An 18386-nucleotide genomic window follows, 5' to 3' on the forward strand; every position below is an offset into this window, starting at 1 on the left:
TGAAAGTCATACGATTGGATATTATCACATGAAATAAAAATGCCGGGGCATCGCCCCGGCATCATATTGGCTGAAGATTCAGTCGAAATCAGGCAGCGAGATCGCGCAGAACCGTCTGCAGGATGCCGCCGTTGTTCATGTAGGTCACTTCATCCAGCGTATCGATGCGGCAAAGGAGGGGAACCTCCTTCACCGAGCCGTCGGAGTAGGTGATCTTTGCGATCTTCTTCTCGCGCGGCTTGATCTCACCTTCGAGACCGTCGATCTCGACGAGCTCGTCACCCTTGAGGTTGAGGCTCGCCCAGGTCGTGCCTTCCTCGAAGACGAAGGGCACGACGCCCATGCCGACCAGGTTCGAGCGGTGGATGCGCTCGAAGGACTGGGCGATCACGGCCTTGACGCCGAGAAGGTTGGTGCCCTTGGCCGCCCAGTCGCGCGACGAGCCGTTTCCGTATTCGACGCCGGCGAAGATGACGAGCGGAACGCCTTCTTCCTTGTACTTCATCGCGGCATCGTAGATCGACATCTCTTCCTTCGACGGATAGTGGATGGTGTAGCCACCCTCCTTGCCGTTCGGGCCGAGCATGTGGTTGCGGATACGGATGTTGGCGAACGTGCCGCGCATCATCACCTCATGGTTGCCGCGACGCGTGCCGTACTGGTTGAAGTCGGCAACGCCGACGCCATTGTCCAGAAGGTAGGCACCGGCCGGCGAGGCGGCCTTGATCGAACCGGCCGGCGAGATGTGGTCGGTGGTGATCTTGTCGCCGAAGAGGCCGAGGACGCGCGCGCCCTTGATGTTCTTCAGGCCCGAGCCCTTCTTGCCCATGCCGACGAAGTAGGGCGGGTTCTGCACATAGGTCGACTTGTCGTCCCAGGCATAGGTCTGGCCGGCCGGAACCTGCACCGCCTGCCAGTTGGCGTCGCCCTTGAACACGTCGGCGTACTTGGACGCGTAGAGCTCGCGGGTGACGTACTTCATGATGAAGTCCTGGATCTCCTGCGAGGTCGGCCAGATGTCCTTCAGGTAGACTGGCTTGCCGTCCTTGTCCTCGCCGATCGGCTCCTTGGTCAGGTCCTTCTGCACCGTGCCGGCGAGCGCGTAGGCAACGACCAGCGGCGGGGAGGCCAGGTAGTTGGCCTGGACGTCCGGCGAGATACGGCCTTCGAAGTTGCGGTTGCCCGACAGAACGCCGGCCGTGATCAGCCCCTTGTCGTTGATCGTCTTGGAGATCGGTCCCGGCAGCGGGCCGGAGTTGCCGATGCAGGTCGTGCAGCCGAAGCCGACCAGGTTGAAGCCAAGCTTGTCGAGATCGGCCTGCAGGCCGGACTTCGCCAGATACTCGCCGACGACCTGCGATCCAGGTGCGAGCGAGGTCTTCACCCACGGCTTGGTCTTCAGGCCCTTGGCGACGGCGTTGCGGGCGAGCAGGCCGGCTGCGATCAGCACCGAAGGGTTGGACGTGTTGGTGCACGACGTGATTGCGGCGATGGCGACATCACCGTGGCCGAGATCGAAGTCGGTGCCTTCGACGGCGTAGCGGTTGGAAAGCTGGCCCGGCTTCTTGTAGTCGTTCTCGAGGGCGGTCGCGAAGTTTGGTGCGATCGTTTCGAGCGGCAGGCGGCCTTCGGGACGCTTCGGGCCGGCCATCGAGGGAACAACGTCGCCGAGATCGAGCTCGAGCGTGTCGGTGAAGACGAGGTCGGAGCCGTCACCTTCGCGCCACATGCCCTGGGCCTTCGAATAGGCTTCGACGAGAGCGATACGGCTCTCTTCGCGGCCCGACATGGTGAGGTAGTTGACGGTTTCGCCGTCGACCGGGAAGAAGCCGCAGGTTGCGCCATATTCCGGGCCCATGTTGCCGATGGTGGCGCGGTCGGCGAGCGTCATGTTGTCGAGGCCGGGGCCGAAGAATTCGACGAACTTGGAAACGACGCCCTTCTTGCGCAGCATCTGCACGACGGTGAGCACGAGGTCGGTGGCGGTGACGCCTTCCTTCAGCTTGCCGGTCAGCTTGAAGCCGATGACCTCAGGCAGCAGCATGGAGACCGGCTGGCCGAGCATTGCGGCTTCGGCTTCGATACCGCCCACACCCCAGCCGAGAACGCCAAGGCCGTTGATCATGGTGGTGTGGCTGTCGGTGCCGACGCAGGTATCCGGATAGGCGATGGTCTCGCCGTCCTCTTCCTTGGTCCAGACGGTCTGGCCGAGGTATTCGAGGTTGACCTGGTGACAGATGCCGGTGCCGGGCGGAACGACGCGGAAGTTCTTGAACGCCTGCTGGCCCCACTTGAGGAAGCGGTAGCGCTCGCCGTTGCGCTCGTATTCGAGCTCGACGTTGCGGGCGAAAGCGGTCGCCGTGCCGAATTCGTCGACGATGACAGAGTGGTCGATAACGAGGTCGACGGGCACGAGCGGATTGATCTTCTCCGGATCGCCGCCGAGCGCCTTGATGCCGTCGCGCATGGCCGCGAGGTCGACGACGGCCGGAACGCCGGTGAAGTCCTGCATCAGCACGCGTGCGGGGCGGTAAGCGATTTCGCTTTCGACGAGGCCCTTGTTGGAAAGCCAGGCGGCGACGCTTTCAATGTCCTTCTTCGTGACCGAGCGGCCGTCCTCGTTGCGCAGCAGGTTCTCAAGCAGCACCTTCATCGAATAGGGGAGCTTGGAGACGCCCGGAAGGCCGTTCGCTTCCGCCTTGGGAAGGCTGTAATAAACATAGTCGACGCCGTCGACAGTGAGGGTCGAACGACAGTTGAAGCTGTCAAGGGACTTGGACACTGGATACCCCGTTCCGTCTGATCGCCAAATGTTGACGTACGAACGCCCTCGCGCTTGAGAAGCGCGAATTGGGATGCGGGTGCGGCCATTTCCGCAGTCCGTACGCGGAAATCATTCCGTGTTCGGCGCTAGGATGAAAATCACGCCGACCGCTGGCGTGTTGCGGGCCTTATAGATAATTTCTAAGGAACGATCCAGAGTACCCGTCCGCGGATCGGGATAATTTTTTTGCATTGCGACCAAGGTCGTAAAGGGAAAGTGAAAAACGATGCGCCTCGTTGCCGAGGGCCTGAGTGCGAAGCGAGGCGAAGACCTGATATTTCAGGATATTTCCTTCGAAGTCGAGGCCGGAAAAGCCCTTGTCGTGAAGGGGCCGAACGGCTCCGGCAAATCGACGCTCCTGCGCGTTGTCGCCGGACTCCTGCCGCACGAATCAGGCAAAGTCCGGTTGAGCGATCAAGGGACGCAGAGCCCCGAGGCCGTCGCTGCCGCCTGCCACTATCTTGGCCATCGCAATGCGATGAAGCGTGAACTGACCGTCGAGGAGAACCTGCGCTTCTGGAGGGCTTTTTTGGGTGATTCGGCTGGCGGCAACGGGATGGGTATAGAGCAAGCGGCAGACGCAGTCGGACTTGGTGGCATCGTGCATCTGCCTTTCGGCTATCTCTCCGCCGGCCAGCAGCGCCGAATGGCGATGGCCAAGCTCCTTGTTGCCTGGCGGCCGGTGTGGATCCTCGACGAGCCGACGGCAGCACTCGATACCGCAGCGGAGATGATGTTCGCAGGCCTGGTCAAGGAGCACCTCAAGCGCGGCGGACTGGCGCTTGCAGCAACGCACCAGCCGCTCGGGCTTGGTGAAATGACGGAACTGCACATGAAGGGCTTTGCTGGTGTATCCGCGGAGGCGTGGGCATGAGTGCGCTTCTTCTTCGCGACCTGAAGCTGTCCGTGCGTGCCGGGGGCGGCGCGATGATCGGGGTGCTGTTCTTCATGACCGTCGTCGCCGTCATCCCTTTTGGAGTCGGGCCGGACCTGAATCTTCTGGCTCGCATCGGTCCGGCGATCCTTTGGATCGGCGCGCTGCTCGCCTCCCTGCTCGGGCTCGACAGGCTGTTCCAGGCCGAACGCGAGGATGGCTCGCTCGACCTCCTCCTGATGCAGGATACGCCACTCGTGCTGACGGTCATGATGAAGTGCATGGCGCACTGGCTTGCCACCGGCTTGCCGCTTGTCATCGCCTCGCCGCTGCTGTCGCTCTTCATGAACATGGACGTTCCCGCCATCGGCGCCACGATGCTGACGCTGCTCGTCGGCACGCCGGCGCTCACCTTCATCGGGGCTGCCGGCGCTGCGATTGCCGTCGCCCTGCCGCGGGGTGGGCTGCTGGTGTCGATCCTTGTTTTGCCGCTTGCAATTCCGGTCCTGATCTTCGGTGTCAGTGCCGTCTATGCGGCGGTGCAGGATCCAGCACCATTCCTGCCGCCCTTCCTGATCCTGACGGCCTTGACGCTCGTCTTTGCCGTCATCGGCCCGGTCGCCGCGGCCGCGGCACTTCGCGCATCGACGGATTGACGCAAATGTGATTGATGCCTGTCAATTGAAGCCGAGGGGTGAAAGCGTTAAAAGGCGCATATGAGCGAACAGAGCCTGGCCATCCGCAAATTTTCCGATCTAGCCAACCCGACGCGGTTTCTCGCGTTGAGCAGCACTTTGTGGCCGTGGATGGCGGCTGCGACCGCTGCGCTCTTCGCTGCCGGCCTGTATCTCTCCTTCACCACGGTAGGCGACTACCAGCAGGGCGACACGGTGCGGATCATGTATATCCACGTGCCTGCCGCCTGGCTTTCGATGATGTGCTACTCGGTGATGGCGATGTCGGCGCTCGGCACGCTCGTCTGGCGCCACCCGCTTGCCGACGTTTCGGCCAAGACGGCAGCGCCGATCGGCGCCTGTTTCACCTTCATCGCACTCCTTACCGGTTCGCTCTGGGGCAAGCCGATGTGGGGCACCTGGTGGGTATGGGACGCGCGGCTGACGTCGGTCTTTGTGCTGTTCCTGATGTATCTGGGGCTCATCGCGTTGAACCGTTCCATGGACGATCCGGCGCGTGCCGCCCGGGTCGGCGCTATCCTGATCCTGGTCGGCTTCGTCAACATTCCGATCATAAAATTCTCGGTCGAGTGGTGGAACACACTGCATCAGCCGGCAAGCGTCATCCGGCTCGATGGTCCGACGATCGACTCGGAATTCCTGCGCCCGCTACTCGTCATGGCGTTTGCGTTCACGCTTCTGTTTTTTACGCTGCACATTTTGGCGATGCGCAACGAAATCCTGCGTCGCCGCGTGTCGACATTGCGCAGGCTGGCGGCGCGCAGCGCCGGCACCGAACGCCAGGAGGCTCGCCGATGACACATTCCGCTTACGTCCTGTCGGCCTATCTTGCCACGGCCGCGACCGTTGCCGGGCTTGTCCTCTGGGTCTGGCTCGATGGACGCGCGCGCCGAAAGGAACTCGCTGTCCTTGAGGCGGCTGGCATTCGCCGCCGCTCCGCAGTGGAGACGAAATGAACCAACCCACCGATGAAAGACCCGCCGGGTCGCGCACGCGCATCCTGCTTGCGCTGACACCACTGGTTATTTTTGCAACGCTCGCCGCGATCTTCTTCCTGCAGTTGAGTTCGGGACGCGACATCTCCGAAATCCCTTCCGCGCTGATCGGCACCAAGGCCCCGTTCCACGACCTTGCGCCCCTGGAGGGCGCGACCCGCAACGGGGCGCCGATACCGGCGCTGACCGCCGAGGCGGCCAAGGGCAAGCTCACGCTCGTCAATTTCTGGGCATCCTGGTGTGTGCCGTGCCGGCAGGAACATCCGATCATCCTGGCCTTGTCGCAAGATCCGCGGTTGACGGTGCTCGGCGTCAATTACAAGGATGGAACCGAGAACGCGTTGCGCTTCCTTGGCGAACTCGGCAATCCCTATGCGGCGATCGGCATCGATCCGAACGGCAAGATGGCGATCGACTGGGGCGTCTACGGCATTCCGGAGTCCTACCTCGTCGGGCCTGATGGCACGATCCTCTACAAGAAGGTCGGCCCCTTTGATGAAAAGAGCCTCAAGGAGGGGCTCTATCCAGCAATCGAGAAGGCGCTTGGTGCGCCGGCGCCGGCTGGGTGATACTTTTTCCTCCACGCCTCACACACCGTCATGCCGGGCTTGACCCGGCATCCAGCGGCGTCGCGTCTGCGGCACGAGAAGACTAACTGAGCCACTCTGTGAGGAAGAGAGCCTTCCTTCGCCGCGCGGGCGCGCGGCCTCTGGATCGCGGCTCAATGCCGGGATGACGAAAGAGAGACAGTCCCCCTTAAGGCGCCTTGCTCTCTTCCGGCTGCTCGACCGAGTACTTCATGATCAGCGGCATCTGGGAGAGCGTGAAGAGGATGGTGATCGGCATCGTGCCCCAGACCTTGAAGGCCACCCAGAAGTCGGTGGAGAAGCTGCGCCAGACGACTTCGTTCAGGACGGCGAGGACGAAAAAGAACAGGCCCCAGCGCAGCGTCAGCTTGCGCCAGCCTTCCTCCGTCAGCCTGAAGGCCGCGTTGAAGACGTAGCCGAGCAGCGGCTTACCGAAGGCGAGTCCGCTGAGCAGGATGGCGCCGAACAGCGTGTTGACGATCGTCGGCTTCATCTTGATGAAGGTGTCGTTCTGCAGATAGAGCGTCAGCGCACCGAAGACGAAGACGACGATGCCGGAGACGAGCGGCATCATCGGCAGGGTGTGCGTCAGGACCCAGGACACGATCAGCGCGGCGGCGGTCGCCGCCATGAACAGGCCGGTGGCGATAAAGATCGGCCCGCCAAGTTCAGCAAGCGCGGGGAAGTGCCCAGCAAGCCACGCGCCGCGCGAATTGGCGAAGAAGAAGACGACGAGCGGGCCGAGTTCGAGGACCAGCTTGAGAAGCGGGCTCACCTTGGGCTTGCCGGCATCGTCCAGCGTTTCGATGATCCTGTCGTTCATGCCTCAACCCCTGCAATCGCCTGCGCGAAATCCTTGGCCTCGAAGGGCTCGAGGTCGTCGATGCCTTCGCCGACGCCGATGAAATAGACCGGCAGCTTGTGCTTGGCGGCGATCGCCACAAGAATGCCGCCGCGAGCCGTACCGTCCAATTTTGTCATGATCAGGCCGCTGACGCCGGCGACGTTGCGGAAAATTTCCACCTGGTTCATCGCGTTCTGTCCGGTCGTGGCGTCGAGCGTCTGCAAAACGGTGTGCGGCGCATCCGGATCGAGCTTGCCGAGCACGCGGACGATCTTCTCCAGCTCCGCCATCAGTTCCGTCTTGTTCTGCAGCCGGCCGGCGGTGTCGATGATTAGGACGTCGCTCTTCTTCTCTTTCGCCTGCTCGTAGGCCTCGTAGGCAAGGCCGGCGGCATCCGCCCCGAGCTTGGAAGAGACGATGTCGGAGCCGGTGCGTTCGGCCCAGATGTGGAGCTGCTCGATGGCAGCGGCCCGGAAGGTATCACCGGCAGCCATCATCACCTTCAGACCGGCGCCGGAAAGTTTTGCCGCGAGCTTGCCGATCGTCGTAGTCTTGCCGGTGCCATTGACGCCGACGACGAGGATCACGTGCGGCTTGTGCGTCAGGTCGAGCTCCAGCGGCTTGGCCACCGGCTCCAGAACCTTGGTGATCTCGCCGGCCATGATGCGCCCCACGTCCTCGCCGGTGACCTCCTTGCCGTAGCGCTCGGAGGCGAGCGTGTCGGTGATGCGAAGCGCGGTCTCGACGCCGAGATCGGCCTGGATCAACAGATCTTCGAGGTCTTGCAGGGTCGCGTCATCGAGCTTGCGCTTGGTGAAGAGGCTGGTGATCTGGCCAGTAAGATGCGCCGAGGTACGTGCGAGACCCGCCCGCAAGCGCTGGAACCAGCTCCGCTTCGGTGCGGGCTGGGGCACCTTTTCTGCCTTCGGTTGCTGATCGGCGGTGGAAAAGCCCTTGGGAAGGACCGGCGCCGGTCTGGCTTCCTCGTCGGTCTCAACTGCTTCCTTTTTCACCTTGGCCGGTTTCTTCTTCGGTGCGGGCAGGGGCGGAGTGATGACTTCGGGGCTGTCGAGCGAGGTGACTTCCGCGATTGTCACGGTCTCTTCGGCGAGCGCTTCGTCGGAAACCTCTTCGACCGGGAGGCCGCCGAGAGCAGCTTCGCTGGCCGCAAGCTCCTCATGGGCATGTTCCACCCCGCCCATCCCGATGTTGATGAGCTCGGCGGTCCGCGTGGTCTCTGTCTCGGGCGACAGGTGGGCGAGGTTGTCGATGACGGGCGCAGTATCGATCGTTTCCTCTGCATCCGCACCAGGAGTCTCGGTGGCCTTGCCAGGCGCTGTCCCGCCTTCCTCTCTTCCGAACGACAACGGATGGTCGATCGGTGGCAGGGGATAGATATCGGAAGGCGGCTCGACGCGATGGTGGTCCGCCTCCGGATTGGCGGCTTCCGCTTCCTCCAGGAGCAGGTCACGCTCCTCGCTTGCGGTTTCTCCCACTGAATGCGGCGCGTCGACCAACTCCTCTGCGATAGGAGCCGCCTGTTCCTCGCTCACAGTCTCCTCTGGCGTTTGCGCCGTGGGAACGGTGTCCTTGCCGAAGGAGAAGATCTTCTTGATGAAGCCGAGGGCCATGAATGAAATCCGCTAGTTGCGAAATGATACGGGGTCTAACTGCGCGGTCAGATGCCTGCCATTGTGGCCGGTGACTGTCACCGGCACAAGGTCGCGCGGCGCAAGGCCGGCTGCGTCGACCAGCGTGAAGTTTTCCGTATGCGCCAGTCCGTTGTTTTCGACAAGGATCATTTGCCGGGTTCCGACCATCGAGGCGAGATGCGACAGCTGGAGGCGATTGCCTGTCTCTCGAAGGCGAGCCGCTCGTTCCTTGACGATCGCGCGATCAACCTGTGGCATGCGGGCCGCCGGCGTGCCGGGGCGCGGGCTATAGGGAAAGACGTGCAGATGGGCGATGCCGCATTCTTCGGCGAGGTTGGCGCTTTGCGCGGCCATGTCCTCGGTTTCCGTCGGGAAGCCGGCGATCATGTCCGCGCCGAAGCTGATTTCCGGTCGCAACCGTCGCGCCTCGCGGCAGAAGGAGATGGCGTCATCGCGCGAATGGCGGCGCTTCATGCGCTTCAGGATCAGGTCGTCGCCATGCTGCAGCGACAGGTGCAAGTGCGGCATGAACCGCGGCTCGTCGGCAATCAGGTCCCACAGGTGCTGGTCAGCCTCGATGCCGTCGATCGAGGAGAGGCGCAACCGCAAGATCTCCGGCACCTGCTTCAACAGGGTCTTGGCCAGAATTCCAAGGGAGGGATGGCCGGGAAGATCTGCTCCATAGCTCGTCGCGTCGACGCCGGTCAGCACGATCTCGCTGTAGCCGCCTTCAACGAGCCTGCGCGCCTGGTCGACGATCGCGCCCATCGGCACGGAGCGGGAGTTGCCGCGGCCAAAGGGAATGACGCAGAAGGTGCAGCGATGGTCGCAGCCGTTCTGCACCTGGATGAAAGCGCGCACGTGCCCATCTATGGATTTGACCATCTGCGGTGCGGTCGCCCGCACGCTCATGATGTCGTTGACGCGCACCTTCTCTTCCGCCGAAACGCCGAAATCCGGCAGAGATCGGTAGGAGGCGCTTTTCAGCTTCTCCTCGTTGCCCAGCACCGCATCCACCTCGGGCATTTCGGCAAAGGTTTCCGTTTCGGTTTGCGCAGCGCAACCGGTGACGATGATGCGGGCGTAAGGATTGTCGCGGCGGGCACGGCGGATCGCCTGCCGCGCCTGGCGTACCGCCTCGCCGGTCACGGCACAGGTGTTGACGAGAATGGCGTTGTTCAGCCCCGCCTTCTCGGCTTCGCCTCGCATTACTTCGGATTCATAAGTATTGAGGCGGCAGCCGAAGGTTATGACCTCGACGCCGCTCAAAGCGCGGCCGCCCCATCGTCGGCCGTTTTCGCATCACGCTGCCAGCTTCCCGTCGAGGGATCGAGTGTGCCGGACCATTCCCATTCGGCCGGGCCGGTCATGACGACGTGATCGTCGCTCTCGCGCCATTCGATGGTGAGTATGCCTGGAGGATTGGCTGAAGCAACATGGACGTCGACCTTGCGCCCGGTGCGCCCCGTGCGGGCAGCGCTGACGGCGGCGGCGCAGGCAGCCGAGCCGCAGGCGAGCGTCAGACCCGCACCGCGCTCCCAGGTGCGCGTCGTCATCGCGGAACGCGAGGTCACCTGCGCCAGTGTGATGTTGGCGCGCTCGGGGAAGATCGGATGGTTTTCCAGAAGCGGCCCGAACCGCGCGAGGTCGTAGGACATCACGTCGCGATCGACCCAGAAGACAGCGTGCGGATTGCCCATCGACATGGCGGATGGGGAGTGCAGCACCGGATCGTCGATCGGCCCGATTTGCAGCTCAATGCGACGTGTGTCGTGGAATTCTTCGGCAAGCGGAATCCTGTCCCAGTCGAAGACGGGCTTGCCCATGTCGACCGAGATCGTGCCGTCCTCATGCTCGAGCGCGTTCAGGATGCCGGCCACGGTCTGGAAGGTGAAGACCTTCTTGCCGGTCTCGGCGGCGAGCGCCTGCACGACGCAGCGCGTGCCGTTGCCGCAGGCCTGTGCCTTGGTGCCGTCGCAGTTGAGGATGTCGATGAAGGCATCGGTGCCGTCGATCTTCGGATCGTGGACCGCCATGATCTGGTCGAAGGCGGTGGCGGAATCGGCGGCCAGCACGATCGCGGCCTCCGGCGTCACGCAATCCGCACGGCCACGCATGTCCACGACCAGGATCTTGTTGCCCAGTCCGTTCATCTTGGCGAATGCGACCTTGCTGTCCGTCGCATGTATCATGGCGTGCCTACTCCGTTTCGGCCCGTATATGGCGGAAAAGCGCGGAGATTACCAGTGGTCCCGCGGGTAGCGCATGAGCTCCGGTTGCGAACGTACAGTCAGCCACCCTTTACTTCGGAAGACTTCATGCGGCCACTCACTTGAAGTGACGTCGAAGGTGGCGGCCGTGCCTCAAAATGCGCTGGGATGAGGACTGTCATGGAGCGGCATTTTCCAGCGCCCCGGAACTATTATGAAGTATAGCAATATTTACTAAGTATATCATTAAATTTTTATCGATATCGTCTTTTCGATTTTGAGGATCGGGGACTCTATGAAAACGATACGCCAGAAGATGATCGCCGTCGGTGTTGTGGTTCTTGCACTGGCTGGAGGCGCTTCCGGCGCCGGCCTTTGGGAATCGGGGCGGCTGTCTCGCAACATCGAGGATGTGCTGCACGATGCGCAGGCGCTGCGCAATCAGATGCAGGCCGACATGATGCATGACGCGCTCCGGGCCGATGCGCTTGCCGCCCTTCTTGCGCAGGATCCGTCGAGCGGCCTCGATGCACAGGCCGTCGCTGCGGATCTCGCAGAACACGCGGCTGTCTTCCGGGAAATGATTGCAGCGAACGAAGCGCTGGTCGTCGATCCGCAAGCCGCTGCAGTCCTCAAGGACCTCGATGAGCCATTGGCGCGCTACATCAATGGCGCTGAGGCGCTTGTGGGGGCCGCGGCGTCAGACCGCGCAGCGGCGCTTGCCGCACTTCCCGACTTCATGGAGCAGTTTTCCGTGCTCGAGGAGGCGATGGAAAAGGCAGGCGATGCCATCCAGGCGGTGTCGACGCGCACGCAGGCCGATAGCGAGGCGATTTCTGCCATCACTCAACCGGCTTTGAAGGCGGTATTTGTCCTCTCCATCGTTTTTGCGCTCGGCTTGATCGTTGCGATGAGCCGGCTCGTGACGCTGCCGATCCGCCGTATGTCGGCCGATATGCAGCGTCTGGCAGATGGGGATACGACGATCGAAGTGGCTGGCGTCGGGCGCCGTGACGAGATCGGACAGATGGCGGCTGCCGTTGCGGTGTTCCGCAATGCGGCAATCGAGAACCGGCGTCTGGAAAAGGAAGCGGAAGCGGCGCGTCAGCAGGCGGAAAGCGAACGCTCGCGTTTGGCTGATGAGGCCGAGGCAGCCGCGCAGGCCCGCCTGCGCGAGGCCACGGCCGAACTTGCTGTCGGGCTGCGCCGATTGGCGGAAGGCGATCTCGCCTTCGATCTTCAGACCCGGCTCGGTGCGGATTTCGAACCCTTGCGCCACGACCTCAATAGCGCGGTCGACAAGCTTGGCACGGCACTGACGACGGTAACTCACACAATTGGGCGCGTCGACAAGGGGGCATCGGCCATCTTCGACAACATGCAGGAGTTGTCGCAGCGCACCGAGCGCCAGGCGTCCACGCTGGAAGAGACGGCCGCGGCCCTTGAGCAGTTGACGGTCAACGTGTCTACGTCTGCGAACCGAGCAGCCGAAGCGCGGACGGTTGCGATTGCGGCCAATGAAAGCGCCAAGAGCTCCGGCGCGGTCGTGGCTGATGCCGTGCAGGCGATGGGCCGCATCGAGGAATCCTCAAACCGAATCTCCAACATCATCGGCGTCATCGACGAGATCGCCTTCCAGACCAATCTTTTGGCGCTCAATGCGGGCGTCGAGGCCGCTCGCGCCGGGGAGGCCGGTCGTGGTTTTGCCGTCGTCGCCCAGGAGGTGCGTGAGCTGGCGCAGCGTTCGGCGACCGCGGCAAGAGAAATCAAGGATCTCATCCGCAATGCCAGTGCCGAGGTCGACAATGGGGTCGGGCTCGTCAGCAAGACCGGCGAGGCGCTGCAGACGATCGAAGAGCACATCGTGACCATCAATGCCCACATGGAGGCAATCGCAACCTCGTCGCGTGAACAGTCGAGCGGGCTTTCGGAAATCAACACGGCCATCGCCCAGCTTGATGAAGTCACGCAACGCAACGCGGCCATGGCTGCCGAAGGCAATGCCGACAGTGCGCGACTTGTCGAAGAGGCAGGCGAGCTTCGCGAGGCGATCGGTCGCTTCCGCACAGTCGCGTCGGAAACTGCTGTAGATTCGCGTCCTTCCAGGGCGGCCTGACGCTCGCGCGGGGGCGGGTTGACTTGACTCGTCGGCCCATTTCCTGTTTAAGCCCCACCATCTGCGACAAGTAAAGACACTTGAAGCCGCCGACCGGGACCCGAGAAGGTATAAAGAGATCCCGGAGGTCAACACCCGACAGCGCGATGCGCCCTCGGGTGGTTTTTGGCTTTGCGTCTTGTTTTTGGCGCGGATAGCACCGACGTTTCCGTCTCGGACGGAAACCAGAAGGACGAAGCAATGTTTGAAACACTCCAGGACCGCCTTGGCTCCATTCTAAATGGATTGACGGGCCGTGGCGCGCTTTCCGAGGCGGATGTCTCGGCGGCGCTGCGCGAGGTCCGTCGTGCGCTGCTCGAAGCGGACGTGGCGTTGGAAGTGGTGCGCTCCTTCACTGATGCGGTGCGGGAAAAGGCCGTCGGCGCAGAAATCCTCAAAAGCATCAAGCCCGGCCAGATGGTCGTCAAGCTCGTGCATGACGAACTGGTCAACATGCTCGGCGCCGAGGGCGTATCGATCGATCTCAATGCGGCGGCTCCCGTCGTCATCATGATGGTCGGTCTGCAGGGCTCCGGTAAGACGACCACATCGGGCAAGATCGCCAACCGGCTGAAGACGCGCGACAAGAAAAAGGTTCTGATGGCCTCGCTCGACACGCGCCGTCCGGCCGCGCAAGAGCAGCTTCGCCAGTTGGGCGTCCAGACCGGCATCGACACGCTGCCTGTTATCGCCGGCCAGTCACCCACCGATATTGCGGCGCGCGCCGTACAGGCTGCCAAGCTTGGTGGTCATGACGTCGTCATCCTCGACACCGCCGGCCGTACCCATATCGACGAGCCGCTGATGATCGAAATGGCGGAGATCAAGCGGAAATCCAATCCGCACGAGATCCTGCTCGTCGCCGACGCGCTGACCGGTCAGGACGCCGTCAACCTCGCCCGCAATTTTGACGATCGCGTCGGCATCACCGGCCTCGTGCTCACCCGTATGGACGGCGACGGCCGCGGCGGTGCGGCCCTTTCGATGCGCGCCGTCACCGGCAAGCCGATCAAGCTGATCGGTGTCGGCGAGAAGATGGGCGAGCTGGAGGAATTTCATCCCCGCCGCGTCGCCGACCGCATCCTCGGCATGGGCGACATCGTCTCGCTCGTCGAAAAGGCGGCGGAGAATATCGATGCCGAGAAGGCGGCCGCGATGGCCGCCAAGATGGCCAAGGGCAAATTCGACCTGAACGACCTCGCCGACCAGTTGCGCCAGATGCAGAAGATGGGCGGCATGGGCGGCATCATGGGGCTGATGCCCGGCATGGCCGGCATGAAGGACAAGATGTCTGCGGCCGGCCTCGACGACAAGCTCTTCGGTCGCCAGATCGCCATCATCAACTCGATGACCAAGGCCGAACGCGCCAATCCGGACCTGCTCAAGCATTCGCGCAAGAAGCGCATCGCCGCCGGCTCCGGCACCGATGCCGCCGACATCAACAAGCTTCTGAAGATGCACCGCCAGATGGCGGACATGATGAAGATGATGGGCGGCAAGAAGGGCGGTGGCATGATGAAGCAGATGATGGGCGGCCTGGCCAATAAGATGGGTCTGGGCGGCCTCGGCGGCGGCATGCCCGATCTGTCGAGCATGGATCCCAAGCAACTTGAAGCGTTAGCCAAGCAGGCGGAAGCCGCCGGCCTGAAGCCGGGCGGCGGAATGCCGGGCCTTGGCGGCGGCGGTCTTCCGGGTCTTGGCGGGGCGAAGCTGCCCGGCCTTGGCGGGTTCCCGGGCCTTCCCGGCCTGCCGAAGAAGAAGTGAGGTAGCGGCGATGATCGATCCGGAAATCAAGAAGCAGTTGGCCGAATACCGCCAGTCGATCGACAACATCGATGCTGCCCTGGTCCACATCCTGGCCGAGCGCTTTCGCTGCACCAAGGCGGTCGGCGTTCTCAAGGCCACCCACGATTTGCCGCCGGCCGATCCGGCGCGCGAGGAATACCAGATCGAACGCCTCCGCCGCCTGGCGAAGGACGCCAATCTGGATCCGGATTTCGCGGAGAAGTTCCTGAACTTCATCATCCGCGAGGTGATCCGGCATCATGAAGCCATCGCCGCCGATTACAGCGGCTCGAACAATCAGCATACCGCTTGAAAGAAGCGGCCAGTCATATCCCGAAGGAGAAATGAAATGTCCCTGAAGATCCGTCTCGCCCGTGGTGGTTCCAAGAAGCGCCCGTACTACCAGATCGTCGTTGCTGATGCGCGTAGCCCGCGCGACGGCCGCTTCCTCGACCGCGTTGGTGCCTGGAATCCGATGCTTGCCAAGGACGACGCCAAGCGCGTTGAGCTCAATGAAGAGCGCATCAAGGAATGGCTCGCCAAGGGCGCCCAGCCGACCGACCGCGTCCTGCGCTTCCTGAACGAAGCCGGCCTTGCCAAGCGTGACGCCCGCAACAACCCGGAAAAGGCAAAGCCGGGCAAGAAGGCGCTGGAGCGCGTTGCCGAGAAGAAGCAGAAGGCTGAAGACGCCGCTGCTGCCGCTGCCGCCGAGTAAATTTCGGGCAGTTTGGTTTCTGGCGGGCGGCGTGTCTCATGCCGCCCGTTTTCGTTTGAAGCCTCGCTCCGTGGCGCGTACCTTCGCATCACTACGGAAACATCCTTCATCTGCGTACGGTCCTTCCTCTGAAGATGAATCGACGCAACTGGACCGGATTCATGAGTAAATTGGAAAACCCCGTATTGGTGGGCACGGTCGGCGCTGCGCAGGGCTTGCGCGGCGAGGTCCGCGTCAAGGCGTACACGCACGATCCGGCCTCGCTCGGCGACTACGGAAACCTCCACAGTGAGGATGGCCGGGTGTTCGAGGTGCTGGAGATCCGCGAGGCGAAGAACATGGCCGTGGTCCGGTTCCGCGGCATCAACGACCGCAACGCCGCCGAGGCCCTGAAGGGGCTGGACCTCTTCATCGAGCGCGACAAGCTGCCGGATGAGGAGCTTGATGACGACGAGTTCTTCTACGCCGATCTCGAAGGCCTCGAGGCAGTCGATGCGACAGGTCGCAGTCATGGCACGGTCACCGGTATCTTCGATTTCGGCGCTGGCGACCTTCTAGAACTGAAGGGGCCGGGAAAGCGGCCGGTGCTAATTCCCTTTTCCGAGGCTGCCGTCGTGGAGATCGACTTCGAAAATGGTCGCCTGCTGATCGATCCGGTCGCTGCCGGCATCGAGGGTGGCGACGAGGACGGTCCGGGCAGCCGGCGCCGCCGCCCGCCGCAGGAAGGGGAATGACGTGGCATTCCGCGCCACCATCCTGACGCTCTACCCGGAAATGTTCCCGGGCTTTCTCGGCCAGTCGCTGTCGGGCAAGGCGCTTTCACGCGATGACTGGTCATTGGAAACCGTGCAGATCCGCGATTTCGCCACCGATCGCCACCGCACGGTCGACGACACCCCAGCCGGTGGTGGCGCGGGTATGGTGCTAAAGCCCGATGTGTTGGCGCGTGCCATCGATCATGCCGCGCCGGAGAGCGACACACGCCCCCGTCTGCTGATGAGCCCGCGGGGGCGACCGCTGACGCAGGAGCGCGTTCGCGAGCTGGCTGCCGGCGAGGGTGTGGTCATTGTCTGCGGCCGCTTCGAGGGTGTTGACCAGCGCGTGATCGATGGGCGCGGCCTCGAGGAGGTCTCGATCGGCGACTATATCCTTTCGGGTGGCGAGCCGGCGGCGATGATCCTGCTCGATGCGATTGTGCGAATTCGGCCCGGCGTGATGGGCAATGCGCTTTCCGGCGTGCACGAGAGCTTCGAGGGCGGCCTTCTGGAACATCCGCACTATACCCGCCCGCAAGTCTGGGAAGGACGGGAGGTCCCTGCCGTGCTCGCTTCCGGCCATCACGGCGAGATCGAGAAATGGCGCATGGCGGAGGCGCGCAGGCTGACTGAGGAACGTCGTCCGGACCTTTTGGCCACTCAGCCCGTGGCGAAGTAGTAGATCGTCAGCATTCCCCCGACAGCCACGACCAACGCCCGGATCACGTTCTGTGGCACGCGGCGGGCTACCCAGACGCCGGAATAGCCACCGATCGCACCGGCCGGGATCATTACCGCAGCCTGTGGCCAAGCGACCACGTCGCCACTGGTAAAGACGATGATCGCAACGGCGGCGATCAGCATGGCGAGAAAATTCTTCAGAGCATTGAGCTTGTGATAGTCGCCGCCCTTGGAAAGGCCGAGGACGGCAAGCGTCATGATCCCCTGGCCCGCACCGAAAAAGCCTCCATAGATCGAGGTGGCGAACTGGCCGAAGAGGCCGAGCGGTCCGAGCGGCTGCTCGGCATGCAAGTGCTTCGGCCGCAGCAGCGGACCGGCTGCGAAGATCGCGGTCGCGACAAGCAGCAGCCAGGGCACCAGCGCGCGAAAACCGGGGTTCGACATGGAGATCAACAGCAGCGAGCCCCCGACGCCGCCGATCAGCGAGAGAACGCCGACCTTGAGTGCTTCCTTCCAATCGGAACGGATTTCGCGCCAGTAGGCCATGGCCGACGTGACGTAGCCGGGGAACTGCGTGATCGAGGAGGTGGCGTTGGCGACGATCGGCGGCAGGCCGATCAACGTCATGGCGCCGAAAGTGAGAAAGGTGCCGCCGCCTGCAATCGCATTGACGACACCAGACAGAAATCCGGCAACGAACAGGAACGCGGCATCGACAAACGACATACTACCCCCTCGGGCGACCTCCCCCGGCCGCCAGCTGACGGATCGGCTGATATCGTTGGTAAAGGCGCTCGGCAATCCCTGCTATCGGAAAAGGCGCTTTCTCGCTTTGGCGGGGATGACAAGCGCTGTCGATTGGTGTATTGGCCGGCACGGTTTTGGGATAATCCCGGAAAGCCGCAAAGCAAAGAATGGCGAATCCGCTCCTGTCCGGCAACGGACAAATCTCCGAGATCTTAATCGAAGGGGAGAAGGTCGAGCGCTCTGGCTGTTTCAGAAGAACGTAAAGGTTAGACCGATGAACATCATCCAGCAGCTCGAGGCCGAACAGGCCGCCAAGATCGAAGCCAAGCGCAAGCTTCCGGAATTCTCCCCGGGCGACACCCTGCGCGTCAATGTCCGCGTGACGGAAGGCAGCCGTACCCGCGTTCAGGCCTACGAAGGCGTTTGCATCGCCCGTTCCGGCGGCGGCATCAACGAGAGCTTCACCGTCCGCAAGATTTCCTACGGCGAAGGCGTCGAGCGCGTATTCCCCATTTATTCCCCGATCGTCGAGAGCGTGGAAGTCGTTCGCCGCGGTAAGGTTCGCCGCGCGAAGCTCTACTATCTGCGTGATCGTCGCGGCAAGTCGGCTCGTATCGTCGAGAACACCGGTACCCGCGCCCGCAAGCTGAACGACGCCGAGCGCGCGGCGATTGCCGAGGAAAAGGCACGTCTGGAAGCCGAGAAGGTAGCAGCCGCTCAGGCGCTCGCCGCTGAAAAGGCAGCAGCAGAAGCCGCCGAAGCTGCAAAGGCAGCGGAAACCGCAGCCGAATAAGGGTTGCGAACAGATATTTGAAAAAGCCGTCGGGAGCGATCCCGGCGGCTTTTTCGTGTTGCCGGGACAATTGT

Annotated in this window: 18 protein-coding genes; 12 read left to right on the forward strand and 6 right to left on the reverse strand. The window is 62.8% G+C overall.

Going from position 1 to position 18386, the window contains the following annotated elements:
• Positions 1 to 88: 88 nt before the first annotated feature.
• Complete coding sequence (gene acnA / locus IB238_RS18795; protein ID WP_192250449.1) at positions 89 to 2782, reverse strand: aconitate hydratase AcnA; 2694 nt, start codon at positions 2780 to 2782, stop codon at positions 89 to 91.
• Positions 2783 to 3050: 268 nt separating this feature from the next.
• Here acnA and ccmA point away from each other — a divergent pair, with 268 nt between their 5' ends.
• From ccmA to IB238_RS18820, 5 genes are read left to right on the forward strand one after another with little or no spacing between them, the layout of a single operon-like run.
• On the forward strand, positions 3051 to 3698 hold the full coding sequence (ccmA, locus tag IB238_RS18800) for a heme ABC exporter ATP-binding protein CcmA (RefSeq protein WP_192250451.1): 648 nt from the start codon (positions 3051 to 3053) through the stop codon (positions 3696 to 3698).
• Positions 3695 to 4354, forward strand: coding sequence for a heme exporter protein CcmB (gene ccmB, locus IB238_RS18805; RefSeq protein ID WP_192250453.1), 660 nt, complete (start codon positions 3695 to 3697; stop codon positions 4352 to 4354). Before ccmA ends, ccmB begins: the two co-directional genes overlap by 4 nt.
• Before the next feature lie 60 nt (positions 4355 to 4414).
• Positions 4415 to 5191, forward strand: a complete 777-nt coding sequence (locus IB238_RS18810) for a heme ABC transporter permease (protein ID WP_192250455.1) — start codon at positions 4415 to 4417, stop codon at positions 5189 to 5191.
• The gene (gene ccmD, locus IB238_RS18815; protein WP_192250457.1) at positions 5188 to 5349 is read left to right on the forward strand and encodes a heme exporter protein CcmD; all 162 of its coding nucleotides are present in this window, start codon (positions 5188 to 5190) and stop codon (positions 5347 to 5349) included. The genes IB238_RS18810 and ccmD overlap by 4 nt, the downstream gene beginning before the upstream one ends.
• Positions 5346 to 5957, forward strand: a complete 612-nt coding sequence (locus IB238_RS18820) for a DsbE family thiol:disulfide interchange protein (RefSeq protein WP_192250460.1) — start codon at positions 5346 to 5348, stop codon at positions 5955 to 5957. Before ccmD ends, IB238_RS18820 begins: the two co-directional genes overlap by 4 nt.
• A 187-nt stretch (positions 5958 to 6144) precedes the next feature.
• Here IB238_RS18820 and IB238_RS18825 read toward each other — a convergent pair whose 3' ends face one another.
• The 4 genes from IB238_RS18825 to dapF are packed head-to-tail and all read right to left on the reverse strand — an operon-like array spanning position 6145 to position 10663.
• The gene (locus IB238_RS18825; RefSeq protein WP_192251328.1) at positions 6145 to 6783 is read right to left on the reverse strand and encodes a septation protein A; all 639 of its coding nucleotides are present in this window, start codon (positions 6781 to 6783) and stop codon (positions 6145 to 6147) included.
• An 11-nt stretch (positions 6784 to 6794) separates the two neighbouring features.
• Entirely contained in the window at positions 6795 to 8450 is a 1656-nt protein-coding gene (gene ftsY / locus IB238_RS18830) for a signal recognition particle-docking protein FtsY (RefSeq protein ID WP_192250462.1), read from the reverse strand.
• 12 nt (positions 8451 to 8462) lie between these two features.
• A complete protein-coding gene (gene mtaB, locus IB238_RS18835; RefSeq protein ID WP_192250465.1) occupies positions 8463 to 9740 on the reverse strand; it encodes a tRNA (N(6)-L-threonylcarbamoyladenosine(37)-C(2))-methylthiotransferase MtaB in 1278 nt (425 codons plus the stop codon).
• Positions 9737 to 10663 (reverse strand): diaminopimelate epimerase, encoded by a 927-nt coding sequence (dapF, locus tag IB238_RS18840; RefSeq protein ID WP_192250468.1) that lies wholly within the window; start codon positions 10661 to 10663, stop codon positions 9737 to 9739. Before dapF ends, mtaB begins: the two co-directional genes overlap by 4 nt.
• A gap of 313 nt (positions 10664 to 10976) precedes the next feature.
• Between dapF and IB238_RS18845 the strand changes: the two genes are divergently transcribed.
• The 6 genes from IB238_RS18845 to trmD all read left to right on the forward strand — a co-directional run bounded on the left by IB238_RS18845 (position 10977) and on the right by trmD (position 16770).
• On the forward strand, positions 10977 to 12797 hold the full coding sequence (locus IB238_RS18845) for a methyl-accepting chemotaxis protein (RefSeq protein ID WP_192250471.1): 1821 nt from the start codon (positions 10977 to 10979) through the stop codon (positions 12795 to 12797).
• A 240-nt stretch (positions 12798 to 13037) separates the two neighbouring features.
• On the forward strand, positions 13038 to 14600 hold the full coding sequence (gene ffh, locus IB238_RS18850) for a signal recognition particle protein (RefSeq protein WP_192250474.1): 1563 nt from the start codon (positions 13038 to 13040) through the stop codon (positions 14598 to 14600).
• A gap of 10 nt (positions 14601 to 14610) precedes the next feature.
• Entirely contained in the window at positions 14611 to 14934 is a 324-nt protein-coding gene (locus tag IB238_RS18855; RefSeq protein ID WP_192250477.1) for a chorismate mutase, read from the forward strand.
• A gap of 36 nt (positions 14935 to 14970) precedes the next feature.
• Positions 14971 to 15336 (forward strand): 30S ribosomal protein S16, encoded by a 366-nt coding sequence (rpsP, locus tag IB238_RS18860; RefSeq protein WP_192250479.1) that lies wholly within the window; start codon positions 14971 to 14973, stop codon positions 15334 to 15336.
• A 161-nt stretch (positions 15337 to 15497) separates the two neighbouring features.
• Entirely contained in the window at positions 15498 to 16070 is a 573-nt protein-coding gene (gene rimM / locus IB238_RS18865; protein WP_192250483.1) for a ribosome maturation factor RimM, read from the forward strand.
• Between the two features lies 1 nt (position 16071).
• A complete protein-coding gene (trmD, locus tag IB238_RS18870) occupies positions 16072 to 16770 on the forward strand; it encodes a tRNA (guanosine(37)-N1)-methyltransferase TrmD (RefSeq protein ID WP_192250485.1) in 699 nt (232 codons plus the stop codon).
• On the opposite strand, the gene IB238_RS18875 is transcribed toward trmD, so the two are convergent.
• On the reverse strand, positions 16752 to 17498 hold the full coding sequence (locus tag IB238_RS18875) for a sulfite exporter TauE/SafE family protein (RefSeq protein ID WP_192250488.1): 747 nt from the start codon (positions 17496 to 17498) through the stop codon (positions 16752 to 16754). The two genes, trmD and IB238_RS18875, sit on opposite strands and share 19 nt — an antisense overlap.
• 295 nt (positions 17499 to 17793) lie before the next feature.
• Here IB238_RS18875 and rplS point away from each other — a divergent pair, with 295 nt between their 5' ends.
• A complete protein-coding gene (rplS, locus tag IB238_RS18880; RefSeq protein WP_192250491.1) occupies positions 17794 to 18312 on the forward strand; it encodes a 50S ribosomal protein L19 in 519 nt (172 codons plus the stop codon).
• The last annotated feature ends 74 nt before the right edge of the window (positions 18313 to 18386 follow it).

Origin of the sequence: Rhizobium sp. ARZ01 (assembly GCF_014851675.1) — a bacterium.
Lineage (GTDB): Bacteria > Pseudomonadota > Alphaproteobacteria > Rhizobiales > Rhizobiaceae > Mycoplana.

Coding starts and splice junctions, on each gene's coding strand:
- ccmD (WP_192250457.1), top strand. CDS start 5,188: ATGACACATTCCGCTTACGTCCTGTCGGCCTATCTTGCCACGGCCGCG.
- IB238_RS18820 (WP_192250460.1), top strand. CDS start 5,346: ATGAACCAACCCACCGATGAAAGACCCGCCGGGTCGCGCACGCGCATC.
- IB238_RS18845 (WP_192250471.1), top strand. CDS start 10,977: ATGAAAACGATACGCCAGAAGATGATCGCCGTCGGTGTTGTGGTTCTT.
- ccmA (WP_192250451.1), top strand. CDS start 3,051: ATGCGCCTCGTTGCCGAGGGCCTGAGTGCGAAGCGAGGCGAAGACCTG.
- ftsY (WP_192250462.1), bottom strand. CDS start 8,450: ATGGCCCTCGGCTTCATCAAGAAGATCTTCTCCTTCGGCAAGGACACC.
- rplS (WP_192250491.1), top strand. CDS start 17,794: ATGAACATCATCCAGCAGCTCGAGGCCGAACAGGCCGCCAAGATCGAA.
- rimM (WP_192250483.1), top strand. CDS start 15,498: ATGAGTAAATTGGAAAACCCCGTATTGGTGGGCACGGTCGGCGCTGCG.
- dapF (WP_192250468.1), bottom strand. CDS start 10,663: ATGATACATGCGACGGACAGCAAGGTCGCATTCGCCAAGATGAACGGA.
- IB238_RS18810 (WP_192250455.1), top strand. CDS start 4,415: ATGAGCGAACAGAGCCTGGCCATCCGCAAATTTTCCGATCTAGCCAAC.
- rpsP (WP_192250479.1), top strand. CDS start 14,971: ATGTCCCTGAAGATCCGTCTCGCCCGTGGTGGTTCCAAGAAGCGCCCG.
- ccmB (WP_192250453.1), top strand. CDS start 3,695: ATGAGTGCGCTTCTTCTTCGCGACCTGAAGCTGTCCGTGCGTGCCGGG.
- IB238_RS18855 (WP_192250477.1), top strand. CDS start 14,611: ATGATCGATCCGGAAATCAAGAAGCAGTTGGCCGAATACCGCCAGTCG.
- ffh (WP_192250474.1), top strand. CDS start 13,038: ATGTTTGAAACACTCCAGGACCGCCTTGGCTCCATTCTAAATGGATTG.
- IB238_RS18875 (WP_192250488.1), bottom strand. CDS start 17,498: ATGTCGTTTGTCGATGCCGCGTTCCTGTTCGTTGCCGGATTTCTGTCT.